At 66.6% G+C, this 11295-nt stretch carries 12 protein-coding genes and 1 riboswitch; of the genes, 6 read left to right on the forward strand and 6 right to left on the reverse strand.

The features are described 5' to 3' along the window. Positions 1-78: 78 nt before the first annotated feature. On the reverse strand, positions 79-1269 hold the full coding sequence (metZ, locus tag AC2FNY_RS17560; RefSeq protein WP_496803248.1) for an O-succinylhomoserine sulfhydrylase: 1191 nt from the start codon (positions 1267-1269) through the stop codon (positions 79-81). Positions 1270-1336: 67 nt separating this feature from the next. Continuing rightward, positions 1337-1414: riboswitch (SAM riboswitch) on the reverse strand. 167 nt (positions 1415-1581) lie between these two features. Further along, complete coding sequence (locus AC2FNY_RS17565) at positions 1582-2109, reverse strand: peptidoglycan-binding domain-containing protein (RefSeq protein ID WP_234166921.1); 528 nt, start codon at positions 2107-2109, stop codon at positions 1582-1584. Between the two features lie 184 nt (positions 2110-2293). Between AC2FNY_RS17565 and AC2FNY_RS17570 the strand changes: the two genes are divergently transcribed. Next, the gene (locus AC2FNY_RS17570; RefSeq protein ID WP_011047086.1) at positions 2294-2617 is read left to right on the forward strand and encodes a 2Fe-2S iron-sulfur cluster-binding protein; all 324 of its coding nucleotides are present in this window, start codon (positions 2294-2296) and stop codon (positions 2615-2617) included. A gap of 122 nt (positions 2618-2739) precedes the next feature. Further along, entirely contained in the window at positions 2740-3549 is an 810-nt protein-coding gene (locus tag AC2FNY_RS17575; RefSeq protein ID WP_234137823.1) for an FG-GAP repeat domain-containing protein, read from the forward strand. A 7-nt stretch (positions 3550-3556) separates the two neighbouring features. Here AC2FNY_RS17575 and AC2FNY_RS17580 read toward each other — a convergent pair whose 3' ends face one another. Together AC2FNY_RS17580 and purD are read right to left on the reverse strand one after the other, a co-directional pair. Beyond that, the gene (locus AC2FNY_RS17580; protein ID WP_234137822.1) at positions 3557-4171 is read right to left on the reverse strand and encodes a LuxR C-terminal-related transcriptional regulator; all 615 of its coding nucleotides are present in this window, start codon (positions 4169-4171) and stop codon (positions 3557-3559) included. A 156-nt stretch (positions 4172-4327) separates the two neighbouring features. Then, positions 4328-5590, reverse strand: a complete 1263-nt coding sequence (purD, locus tag AC2FNY_RS17585) for a phosphoribosylamine--glycine ligase (protein ID WP_496803249.1) — start codon at positions 5588-5590, stop codon at positions 4328-4330. A gap of 87 nt (positions 5591-5677) precedes the next feature. Here purD and xseA point away from each other — a divergent pair, with 87 nt between their 5' ends. Both xseA and AC2FNY_RS17595 read left to right on the forward strand, forming a co-directional pair. After that, on the forward strand, positions 5678-7162 hold the full coding sequence (xseA, locus tag AC2FNY_RS17590; protein ID WP_496803250.1) for an exodeoxyribonuclease VII large subunit: 1485 nt from the start codon (positions 5678-5680) through the stop codon (positions 7160-7162). Then, a complete protein-coding gene (locus AC2FNY_RS17595; RefSeq protein WP_496803251.1) occupies positions 7162-7803 on the forward strand; it encodes a glutathione S-transferase family protein in 642 nt (213 codons plus the stop codon). Before xseA ends, AC2FNY_RS17595 begins: the two co-directional genes overlap by 1 nt. 72 nt (positions 7804-7875) lie before the next feature. On the opposite strand, the gene AC2FNY_RS17600 is transcribed toward AC2FNY_RS17595, so the two are convergent. Further along, the gene (locus AC2FNY_RS17600; RefSeq protein ID WP_439653282.1) at positions 7876-8265 is read right to left on the reverse strand and encodes a hypothetical protein; all 390 of its coding nucleotides are present in this window, start codon (positions 8263-8265) and stop codon (positions 7876-7878) included. A 36-nt stretch (positions 8266-8301) separates the two neighbouring features. Further along, complete coding sequence (locus tag AC2FNY_RS17605) at positions 8302-9300, reverse strand: alkane 1-monooxygenase (protein WP_496803252.1); 999 nt, start codon at positions 9298-9300, stop codon at positions 8302-8304. 112 nt (positions 9301-9412) lie between these two features. Here AC2FNY_RS17605 and AC2FNY_RS17610 point away from each other — a divergent pair, with 112 nt between their 5' ends. Beyond that, on the forward strand, positions 9413-10051 hold the full coding sequence (locus AC2FNY_RS17610; RefSeq protein ID WP_496803253.1) for a lysoplasmalogenase: 639 nt from the start codon (positions 9413-9415) through the stop codon (positions 10049-10051). A gap of 61 nt (positions 10052-10112) precedes the next feature. Further along, positions 10113-11288 carry a signal recognition particle-docking protein FtsY gene (gene ftsY / locus AC2FNY_RS17615; RefSeq protein WP_234166930.1) on the forward strand — a complete coding sequence of 392 codons (1176 nt, stop codon included), beginning with the start codon at positions 10113-10115 and terminating at the stop codon, positions 11286-11288. Positions 11289-11295 lie beyond the last annotated feature (7 nt).

Genomic DNA, 11295 nt, shown 5'->3' on the forward strand with positions numbered 1-11295 from the left:
CGATGGAAAACGACGCCTGTGCGCCATTATGGCAGCCTGGGCGGATACCGGAAGTGGCGGCACCCCCAGCGATCCGTCCTAGCCGGCGGCAGAGTCGAGAGCAGCCCGAAGGTCAGCCAGCAGATCGCCCGCATCCTCCAGCCCGACCGAGAACCGGATCAGCCCCGGCGTGATGCCCAGCGCCGCGCGCTGCTCCTCGCTCAGCCGCTGGTGGGTGGTGGTCGCCGGATGCGTGGCGATGGATTTCGCATCACCCAGGTTGTTCGAGATCACCGGGATCGTCAGCGCGTTCAGGAAGCGGAAGGCAGCCTCTTTGCCGCCCTTGAGATCGAGCGACAGAACCGTGCCGCCCTTGCCGCCCAGTTGCGTCTGCACCATCGCGTTCTGCGCATGGCTCTTCAGCCCGGGATAAAGCGTGCGCGCCAGCGCCGGATGCCCCTCCAGTGCCTCGGCCAGCTTCTGCGCGGTTTCGGCCTGCGCATTGACGCGCAGCGCCATGGTCTCGATCCCCTTGAGCATGATCCAGGCGTTGAACGGGCTCAGCGCGCCGCCGGTATGTTTCAGATAGGGTTCCACCGTGCCCCGGATGAACTCGCGGCTGCCGATGATCACTCCGCCCAGCACGCGGCCCTGACCGTCGATATGCTTGGTCGCCGAATAGACCACCACATCGGCGCCCTGTTCGATGGCCCGCGAAAAGACCGGCGTGGAGAAGACGTTGTCCACCACCACCTTGGCGCCCACCGCATGGGCGATTTCGGACACCGCGGCAATGTCGATCACTTCCAGCGTCGGGTTCGACATGCTCTCGAAGAACACCGCCTTGGTGCCGGGCCGTACCGCCGCGCGCCATTGCTCCAGATCGGTGCCGTCGACGAATGTCACCTCGACCCCGTAGCGGGTCAGGATGTTCTCAAGGATATAAAGGCACGAGCCAAACAGCGCCTTGGCCGACACCACATGGTCGCCTGCCTTCAGCATCGACACCAGCGCGCCATTGACCGCCGCCATGCCGGAGGCGGTGGCAAAGGCATCCTCGCCCCCTTCGAGCGCCGCGATGCGCTCTTCGAACATCGCCACCGTCGGGTTGCCATAGCGGGCATAAATGAACTCGTCTGGGCCGCATTCGATGAACCGCGCCTCGGCCTGTTCGGCGGTCTCGTAAACAAAGCCCTGCGTCAGAAAGACCGCTTCGCTCACCTCGCCCCATTGGCTGCGGCGGGTGCCGCCATGGACCGCCTGCGTGCGCTTGCTCCAATCCGTGCTCATATCCGTTCCTTTCGGCCCCGGAACCAGAAGGGCAAAGAAAAACCCCAATCGCGGGTCAAGCGAAAGGGGGTCTTTCATCCTGACCTTTTAGCGGTGATGTTTAGCGTGGCCCGCAATCCGGTAACAAATCGCCACGTGGTTCCTGACAAGGGGCTTTAGACCCGTGAAGCAGTTGCGTCAAGCCCGCGCGCATCGGATCGCGAAGCAGTCATCGATCTCGCGCCTCGAAACGGCGGGCGGAATTCTGCAAGAATTCCGAGACGGAAAACGGGCCGTTTTCCGAGCCGGTTTTCTTACGAAAACCGGCTCCGCCTAGGCACGCTCGACCGCCACCAATCCCAGTTCGCGCGCTGCCGCGCGCGAGAGGATACCGCTGTCCAACCCCTGCGGTTTCTGATACCGGCGCACCGCGGCGCGGGTCCGGGCATCCATCTCACCACTTGGTGCGCCACGATAGAGGCCGCGCACCGCCAGCGCCCTTTGCACCGAGGCTATGAATTCCGGTGTCATTTCCTCGGCGCAAAGTGTTTCGAACCAGGTTTCCTTGCGCTCTCGCACGATCTCTTGCCGGGTCTCGGTCTTGTACACCGCGGGCCGCAGCACGCTGCCATCGCTCTGTACTTCCGCCGGTTGCAACATCACCTGATGGGTCACCGTTTCGATGATCGCGGGTGTCACCTGTTTGCCCCAGCAGGTGCCGGGCGCAGCCCCCGGTGGCGCTTCGGCTGTAAAGCGCGACACTTCCGGCTCGCGGAGCGCATCCACGTCCGGCAGGCCGGCGTTGCATGCGCTCAGGCCAAGAAAGGCCAGCGCACAGAAAAGGGCGGTTCGTGACGTCATGCTCGGGCCTCTGGGGCTTTTGCCGCACCTTACCCCATCTTGCCCCCCGCGCAAAGCCTCGAGGACCGGGGGTTGGGACGCCGCAAAAGCGGCTGACAGCACACCGGCTGGCAAAACGGGCTGGCCAGACCTAAATGGCTTGGATATTGGAGTCAGCGCAACGTTACAAAGGAACATCCGAGCCATGGCAAAGATCACCTATATCGAGCATAACGGCACCCAGCACACGGTCGAGGTCGCCAACGGCCTGACCGTGATGGAAGGCGCCCGCGACAACAACATCCCGGGCATCGAGGCCGATTGCGGCGGCGCCTGCGCCTGTTCCACCTGCCATGTCTATATCCATCCCGACTGGGTCGAGAAGCTCCCCGCCAAGGACGACATGGAGGAAGATATGCTCGATTTCGCCTACGAGCCCGATCCGGCCCGCTCGCGCCTGACCTGCCAGTTGAAGGTCACCGATGCGCTGGATGGCCTTGTCGTGCAGATGCCCGAAAAGCAGATCTGATGCCGGGGGTGCTGCCAGCGCTTGCGGAGACCATTTTTTCCGCTGGCGTCGCACGCACCCCGGACAAGGCGCCGCGTCGACCGTTCCGCCTCTTGCACTCTGTGTCCCGCGGCGCGGCTCTGATGGCGTGCCTGTGGCTGGCCCCAGCCAGCGCCTGGACCTGCGAGGCGCGCTATCCCGAACGGGGTCTGCCGGGGCGCGGGGCCGAGACGGCCTTTGACAACCGTACCGCTTCGGGCCGGCACGAGGACTGGGCGGCGCGCGACGCGCAGCTTCGGTTGCATGCTGCCTATGCGGTTGAAACCGACGAATACGGCCATGGCGTATTGGGCAGGCTCAGGGATGCCAAGGCGCTGACCATCCATGTCTTTCGTCCGGGCGCCCCCCGGATCACCTGTCCCGCTGAAACCACCCTGCCCGACGGCGCGGTGTTTGAGGATATCGCGCCGCATCTGGCCGATCTGGATGGCGACGGCCTGCCCGAGGTGATCGCCGTGCGCAGCACCGTCACCGATGGCGCAAGGCTCGAGGTCTATGACCGCCGCGCCCGCCTCTTGGCCGCGACACCCCCCATCGGCACCCGAAACCGCTGGCTGGCTGTACTGGGCGCCGCCGATCTGGACGGCGACGGTTTCATGGAAATCGCCTATGTCGACCGCCCGCACCTGGCCAAGGTCCTTCGCATCTGGCGCTACCGCGACGGTACCCTGACCGAGATCGCCGCCCTGCCCGGCCTGACCAATCACCGCATAGGCGAGGAGTTCATCACCGGTGGCCTGCGCGACTGCGGCAGTGGCCCCGAAATCGTGCTGGCCAGCGCCGACTGGCGCCAGATCATCGCCCTGCGCCATGACGAGGACTGGCAAAGCCGGGCGCTTGGCCGCTTTTCAACTAACGCGATTGCTGCCGAGCTCGCCTGTAAGCCCCTCTAACCACCACTCACCCGGCAGATGGCACCACATGTTCGCCGCCAATATCGCCCAGCGACTGGAACAGGGCGGCGGTATTGCTGACCCCGAACTTCTTCAAGAGCCGCGCCCGGTGCACCTCGACCGTGCGATAACTCAGGTCCAGCTCGCGCGCGATCTCCTTGCTGGTCTTTCCCTCGCCCAACAGCGAATAGACCTCGCGTTCGCGCCGGCTCAGCGGCTGATAGCGGCGGATCTCGGAGAGGTCGGCAAAGGTCCAGACCGCGCGGGCCAGCGGTTCTTCGGGGGTAAAGGTCTGGCCGCGCACCCGACACCAGAACAACTCACCGTCGCGCCGCCGCATCACCCGCTCGTCCCAATAGAGATTGCCCTCGCCCAGATCCTTGTCGCCGCGATGCAGGATGTTCTGAAACTCCTCGTCCGAGGGGTAGAGGAACACGAAGAGCCGGTCCAGCAACTCCTCGCGCGCATAGCCGAACATGGAACAGAAGCGGTGATTGACCTCGCGGATCACCCGCGCCTCGGTCACCACGATCCCGACCGGCACCCAGTCAAAGGCCAGCCCGCGCAATTCGCGCGTGGCATAGGCGTTGTCCAACAGATCCTTGTCGACCGGTCCCGGCATGCCGTTCCTCCCTGACCCGATCATATCGCGCGACCAAGGCGAATGAAAACCTCTCTCCGGGCCGCACCGCTCCCTCTTCATTTCGCTTCAAATACTCCCGGGGGGCCGACAAAATTCGGCGAATTTTGTCGGTGGGGGCAGCGCCCCCTTGCCCGGTCAGAGTGCGCGCCAGCCGATATCGCGGCGATAGAACCCACCCGGCCAGTCGATCGCCTCGACCATGGCATAGGCCCGCTCGCGCGCCTCTTGCAGGCTGTCGCCCCGCGCCGTGACATTCAACACCCGGCCGCCGGTCGCGACGATCGCGCCCTCGCGTTCGGCGGTGCCCGCATGGAACACCATGTTGCGACTATCTTCGGGAAGCGCATCCAGGCCCCTGATCTCGCTGCCTTTCTCATAGGAACCAGGATAACCGTTGGCCGCCATCACAACGGTGATCGCGTGATCGTCGGCCCAGTTCACCCGCGCCTCGCCCAGACGGCCCTCGGCGGCGGCATGCATCAGGTCCATCGCCTGCGCGCCCAGCCGCAGCATCAGCACCTGGCATTCCGGGTCGCCGAAGCGGACATTGTATTCCACCAGACGCGGCGCGCCGTCCTTGATCATCAGCCCGGCATAGAGCACGCCCTGGAATGGCATGCCGCGCCGCGCCATCTCGGCCATGGTGGGCTTGACGATCTCGTCCATCGCGCGTGCCTCGACCTCGGCGCTCAGCACCGGTGCCGGGGAATAGGCGCCCATGCCGCCGGTATTGGGGCCGGTATCGCCCTCGCCCACCCGCTTGTGGTCCTGCGCGGTACCAATGGACAGCGCCGTCTCGCCATCCACCAGCACGAAAAGCGAGGCCTCTTCACCTTCCATGAATTCCTCAATCACCACCTCGGCGCCCGCACCACCAAAGGCGCCGCCCAGCATGTCGTCGATGGCCGCCAGCGCGGTCGCCTCGTCCATTGCCACGATCACGCCCTTGCCAGCGGCCAGCCCGTCTGCCTTGATCACGATGGGCGCGCCCTGCGCCCGGATGTAATCCTTGGCAGGCCCTGCCTCGGTAAACCGCGCATAGCCTGCCGTGGGCGCTCCCGCCGCATCGCAGATCTCCTTGGTAAAGCTTTTCGAGGCCTCCAGCCGCGCCGCCGCCTCGGACGGGCCAAAGACCAGGAAACCGGCCTCGCGCAGCCGGTCGGCCACGCCCGCGGCCAAGGGCGCCTCGGGGCCCACGATGACAAAGTCGATGGCGTTCTCTTCGGCAAATGTCGCGACCAGCCCGCCATCCATGATGTCGAGACCCGCGCATTCAGCGATCTGCGCGATCCCCGCATTGCCCGGCGCCACGATCAGCTTGTCGCATTTGGGGTTCTGCATCACCGCCCAGGCCAGCGCATGTTCGCGCCCGCCGCTGCCGAGAATGAGGATGTTCATGTGACGCGCTCCGATCTGCTTGGCCTTGGTTGTCCGGCGTTCTAAGCTGCGGCGACTCCTTTCTCAAGCCACCAGCGGAGCGCCCAATTGTCCGACCTCCTCGACGACCCCCAACCGGGCCAGAACATGCCCGAATTCACCGTCACCGAGATCTCGGGCGAGGTGAAGCGCACGCTTGAGGGCAGCTTTGGCCGCATCCGGGTGCGCGGCGAGGTCGGGCGCGTTTTCAAGGCCCGGTCGGGACACCTTTATTACGACATCAAGGACGACCGGAATGTGCTGGCCTGCACCACCTGGAAGGGTCAGGTCGCGAGCCTTTCGGTGGTGCCCGAAGAAGGGCTCGAAGTTGTCGTGACCGGCCGCCTGACCGCCTTTGGCGCTCAGTCGAAATACAACCTGAACGTCGACGAGGTGGCGGTCGCCGGCCAGGGCGCGCTGATGGCGCTGCTGGAAAAACGCAAGAAACAGCTTGAGGCCGAGGGGCTGTTCGCGCCCGAACGCAAGCGGCCGCTGCCCTATCTGCCGCAGATCATCGGGGTGATTACCTCGCCTCAGGGGGCGGTGATCCGCGATATTCTGCACCGGCTGCGCGACCGGTTTCCGCGCAAGGTGCTGATCTGGCCGGTGGCCGTGCAGGGCGCCAATTGCGCCCCCGAGGTGGCCCGCGCCATCGACGGGTTCAACCAGCTCACCCCGGGCGGCGCGCTGCCCCGGCCCGACCTGCTGATCGTGGCGCGCGGCGGTGGCTCGATCGAGGATCTGTGGGGCTTCAACGAGGAAATCGTCGCCCGCGCGGCAGCGGCCAGCCAGATCCCGCTGATCTCGGCCGTGGGGCACGAGACCGACACCACACTGATCGACTTCGTCTCGGACCGGCGCGCCCCCACCCCCACCGCCGCCGCCGAGATGGCCGTCCCCGTCCGCCTCGAACTGCTGGCCTGGGCCGGCGAACAGGGCGCCCGCCTGTCGCGCGCGGCCTCGGATGCGGTGCAGAGGCGCGCCCAGCGCCTGCGCGACCTGTCGCGCGCCTTGCCTGGCAAGGACAACCTGCTGTCAGAGCCCAGACAGCGTTTCGACCGGGTTGCGGAAAAGCTCGACGGTGCGCTGATGACAGGGGTCCAGCGCCGCCGCCTGCGCCTGACCGAACTTTCGGCACCGCTGCGCCCCGCCAGCCTGCGCGCACTGGTCGCCGCCCGCCGCGACCGGCTCGCCCATCTGGGCTCGCGCCTGTCGCCGCGCGCGCTGGACCGCGAGATCGTGGCACAGGGCGACCGGCTGACCCGCCTGTCGGACCGCCTGCACAACGCCCACACGAGCCGCGTCGACCGCCTGCGCCAGCGGCTCGACGCCACCGACCGGCTGCGCATCCAGCTCAGCTACAAGGCCACGCTCGCGCGCGGCTACGCCGTCGTGCGCGACGATCAGGGCATGCTGCTCACCACCCGCGCAGAGGCGGCCAAGGCCACCGCCCTCCAGATCGAATTCAACGATGGCACGCTCGACACCGGCGCCGCCCCCTCAAAAGCCCCCAGACCAAAACAGAAACCGCCCGAACAGGGCTCGCTGTTCTGATGCTGACGATCTGGGGCCGCAAGACATCCTCGAACGTGCAGGCGCTGATGTGGTGCGTGGGAGAACTCAACCTGCCCCATATCCGCCACGACGCAGGCCACCGCTATGGCGGGCTCGACACGCCGGAATTCGGCCGCCTCAATCCCAATCGCACCATCCCGGTGCTTCAGGACGGCAGCAACCCGCCAATCTGGGAAACCGGTGCGATCCTGCGCTATCTCGCCGCCCACTATGGCAAGGACAGCTTCTGGCCCGCCGAGCCGCTTCGGAGGGCGCGGGTGGATCAATGGGCCGAATGGGCCAAGCTGAACGTGGCCCAGGCTTTCACCACGCCGGTCTTCTGGCGCGTGGTCCGCACCGCTCCCGAAGAGCGCGATCCCGACGCGATCAAACGGGCCGTTCGTGAACTCGAGGTAAGGCTCGCCCTCGCCGACACCCAGCTTTCGCGCCACACGCATATTGCCGGAGACGCCTTCACCCTGGCCGATATCCAGCTCGGACATATCCTCTATCGCTACTACGACATCGACATCGACCGCGCGCCGCTGCCGCATCTGCAACTCTACTATCAACGCCTCGGCGTGCGTCCGGCCTTCCGCCAGCATGTGATGGTCTCTTACGAAGAGCTTCGCGTGACCTGAGCCGCTTCATTTCGCCCGAAATACTCCGGGGGAATCGCCGCAGGCGATGGGGGCAGCGCCCCCAGCCCGGCCTCAGACCCCGACATCCGGCCCGTAACAGAGCATCTCTTCGCCGATCTCGTCGGCCTCGTAGAGTTCGGTCTGGGTCGGATCCCCCTCGAACTGCGCCACCAGCCCACCGCCGGTATCACGAAACACCCAGCATTGCGGATCGGACCTGTCCTCGTAAACGAAACAGATCTGTCCCGCCGCCTCGTACCAGATGCCTTCCTTGCAATCGCCGTCGAGAAACGACCAGATCACCCTGCGCCCGGAAAGATAGCGCTCCACACCATAGGCGGTGCCGTCAAAGCCATAGAACAGTGTCTTGCCCTGCGTATAGCGGTCGAACTCCTCCGCCGACATGACAGGCTGCGCCAGCACCGGTGGTGCCAGCATCGCGAGAATCAGGGCCAATCGCATCATGCGCTCAAGTTTGGCAGAAGCCGCCGCCGGGGGCTACTCACAGTTCTCTGTGACCTCGCGAACCCGCGGGTCCATCACCCGCCGCCAAAGCGGCGGCACCGTTGCCAGAACCGCCATGATGGGCATCGCATAGGGCCATTGCGGCATCCCGGGGTCCAGCCGCAGCGCCGCGAAATCGCGGGCCGGGTACTGGTGGTGATCGGAATGGCGGGGCGCGTTCAGCATCATCGCCGAACTGTACCAATGCGGCGCATTCCAGGAATGGTGCGCGCGGGCCGGTTCGTATTTGCCATTGGCCAGCGTTTCGCGCCGAAGCCCGTAGTGCTGGATGTAATCGGCCAGCAGTAGCTGTATCTGCGCATAGCCCGCCAACAGCAGCAGCACCAGCACGCCGCGTCCGCCCGCCAACAGCCAGGCAGCCGCCAGCATCGCCGCCGCCCCTGCCAGATAGGCCCGGTAGGGGGTCGCGCCCCGGCCCTTCCTCAGCGCCCGCTCGGCCGCCAGCCCGGCGCGGAACGAACCGATCCAGGCGCGCGGCAAAAAGGCCCAGAACCCCTGCCCAAACCGCGCCGAGTTGGGGTCGCGCGGGGTCGCCACCCAAAGGTGATGCACCCGCATATGGGCCGATGTGTGGTGACCGAACAGCAGGCTGACATAGATCGCCGCTCCCAGCCAGTGCTGCCAGCGGTCCCCCCGGTGGATCAGTTCATGCGCGTTCGAATTCGACACCTGCCCGAAACACAGCGCTACCGCCACACCCAGAGCCACCGCCTGCACGCCGCTCAGCGGCCCCTGCGCCAGCGCCGGGATCGCCAGCGCCAAAAGCGCGAAATGCGCCCCCGCCAACACCACCGGCAGGGCTTGCGCGCCCGCCCAGTCAGTCGCTGCCAGCGGTCGCACCGGCAGCTTGTCCATCACCGCCACATAGACGGTCATCCAGATCAGCGCCCCCCAGGCCCAGCCCCCCCCAAGCAGGCAGGCGGTGCCAAGCACCGCATAGGGCGACAGGCTGGCAAGGATATAACGATACATGCGGGCTCCCTCGGTATCGGTGCTTCTGCTTAACATCGCGTCACCCGCGCGAAAATCCCCTTGCTCGCCCGGTGCCGCCCACGTCAACTGGGCCCAAAGACCGGAGGACCCTGTGAGCCACACCCTGTTCTGGATCGCCGCCGCCTGTGCCCTGACCTATCTGGCGCTGACCGCCCGCCCCGCCAGCCTGATGCGCAGCGCGATCAAGACCGCCTCGGTGGCGCTGCTGACGCTGCTGGTGCTGGTCGCGGGTGGCCCCGTGCTGCTGGCGCTTGCGCTGGCCCTCTGCGCGCTGGGCGACTGGCTGCTCTCGCGCGAGACCGAGGCCACCTTCATGGCCGGTGTCGGCGCCTTTGCCGCCGGTCACCTGGCCTATGTTGCCCTGTTCCTGAACCATGCCACCAGCGAGACCGGGCGGCTTGCCGAAGAGTGGCCACTGGTGGCGGGCCTCGCGGTGCTGGGGCTGGTGATGGCCCGCCTGCTCGGCCCGCGCGCAGGCGACCTGCGGGCGCCGGTGCTGGCCTATATCCCGATCATTCTCGGCATGGGGCTGGCCGCGCTGACCCTGCCGCAGGCGGGCATGCTGGCCTGGGTGCTGCCTGCGGCAGCGGCGTTCATCGCCTCGGACATGATCCTCGCGACCGAGAAATTCCTGCTGCCGCCCGGCCACCCGGCCCTGCGCCTGACCCCCTATCTGGTCTGGCCGCTCTACTGGGGCGCGCAGATGGGCTTTGCCCTTGCGCTCACCTGACCCTTTGCAACCGGCGCCAATCCGCATTAGGTGAGACAGGATCGCAAGCGGAGGGCCGGACATGGCGTTTTTCTCGAAACTCAAGGACCGTCTGTTCAAATCGTCCTCGAAAATCGAACAGGGGCTCGATGCGATTGTCGAGGATGGCGGGGTCGAGGAGACGGTTACCCCCACCCAACCCGACCCGGTGATCCCCGAGCCCGACCCGGAACCGCAACCGGTGCCGGAACTGCCCGACACGCCCGAGATGCCGGAGCCGCAGCCGGTTGACCCCGCCCCGGCGCCGATGCCGCCCGAGGCGCCGCAGCCCATCGACCCGACCCCGCCCGCTGAAACCGGCACGGGCCGCGGCCTGCTCGGCCGCCTCTTCGCTCGCCCCGGCGCCGCGACGGTGGTCCGCCGCACGCTGGACGACGACATGCTGGAACAGCTCGAAGAGCTGCTGATCGCCGCCGACATGGGCGTCGACACCGCCCTGCGCGTCACGGCGAACATGGCCGAGGGGCGGATCGGGCGCAAACTCTCGACGCAAGAGATCAAGGAACTGCTGGCCCAGGAAATCACCCGCATCATGGAGCCGGTCGCCCGCCCGATGCCGCTCTACCCCAGGCGCCCGCAGGTGGTGCTGGTGGTGGGTGTCAACGGTTCGGGCAAGACCACCACCATCGGCAAACTTGCCAGCCAGTTCAAGGCCGCCGGCAAGAAGGTGGTGATCGCCGCCGGCGATACCTTCCGCGCTGCCGCCGTCGAACAGCTCCAGGTCTGGGGCGACCGCGCGGGCGTGCCGGTGCTGACCGCGCCCGAAGGCTCCGATCCCGCCTCGCTTGCCTTTGACGCCATGACCCGCGCCCAGGCGGACGGCGCCGACCTCCTGCTGATCGACACGGCGGGCCGCCTGCAAAACCGCGCCGACCTGATGGAGGAGCTGGCCAAGATCGTCCGCGTCATCCGCAAGAAGGACGACACCGCCCCCCACAACACGCTTCTGGTGCTCGACGCCACCACCGGCCAGAACGCGATCAGCCAGGTCGAGACTTTCCAGAAACTCGCCGATGTCTCGGGCCTGGTGATGACCAAGCTCGACGGCACCGCCAAGGGCGGCATTCTCGTCTCGCTGGCCGACCGCTTCGGCCTGCCGATCCACGCCATCGGGGTGGGCGAACAGATCGACGATCTGGCCCCTTTCGACCCTGAGGAGTTCGCCGCTGCGCTGACCGGGCTCGACACACAGGCATGACGCCCAT

Source organism: Ruegeria sp. BHSC223 (assembly GCF_059613025.1).

Excerpts from the sequence above, each read along its gene's own strand:
- metZ (WP_496803248.1), bottom strand. The coding sequence starts at position 1,269 with ATGAGCACGGATTGGAGCAAGCGCACGCAGGCGGTCCATGGCGGCACC.
- AC2FNY_RS17595 (WP_496803251.1), top strand. The coding sequence starts at position 7,162 with ATGCTGACGATCTGGGGCCGCAAGACATCCTCGAACGTGCAGGCGCTG.
- AC2FNY_RS17570 (WP_011047086.1), top strand. The coding sequence starts at position 2,294 with ATGGCAAAGATCACCTATATCGAGCATAACGGCACCCAGCACACGGTC.
- purD (WP_496803249.1), bottom strand. The coding sequence starts at position 5,590 with ATGAACATCCTCATTCTCGGCAGCGGCGGGCGCGAACATGCGCTGGCC.
- AC2FNY_RS17565 (WP_234166921.1), bottom strand. The coding sequence starts at position 2,109 with ATGACGTCACGAACCGCCCTTTTCTGTGCGCTGGCCTTTCTTGGCCTG.
- AC2FNY_RS17605 (WP_496803252.1), bottom strand. The coding sequence starts at position 9,300 with ATGTATCGTTATATCCTTGCCAGCCTGTCGCCCTATGCGGTGCTTGGC.
- AC2FNY_RS17575 (WP_234137823.1), top strand. The coding sequence starts at position 2,740 with ATGGCGTGCCTGTGGCTGGCCCCAGCCAGCGCCTGGACCTGCGAGGCG.
- AC2FNY_RS17600 (WP_439653282.1), bottom strand. The coding sequence starts at position 8,265 with ATGCGATTGGCCCTGATTCTCGCGATGCTGGCACCACCGGTGCTGGCG.
- AC2FNY_RS17580 (WP_234137822.1), bottom strand. The coding sequence starts at position 4,171 with ATGCCGGGACCGGTCGACAAGGATCTGTTGGACAACGCCTATGCCACG.
- ftsY (WP_234166930.1), top strand. The coding sequence starts at position 10,113 with ATGGCGTTTTTCTCGAAACTCAAGGACCGTCTGTTCAAATCGTCCTCG.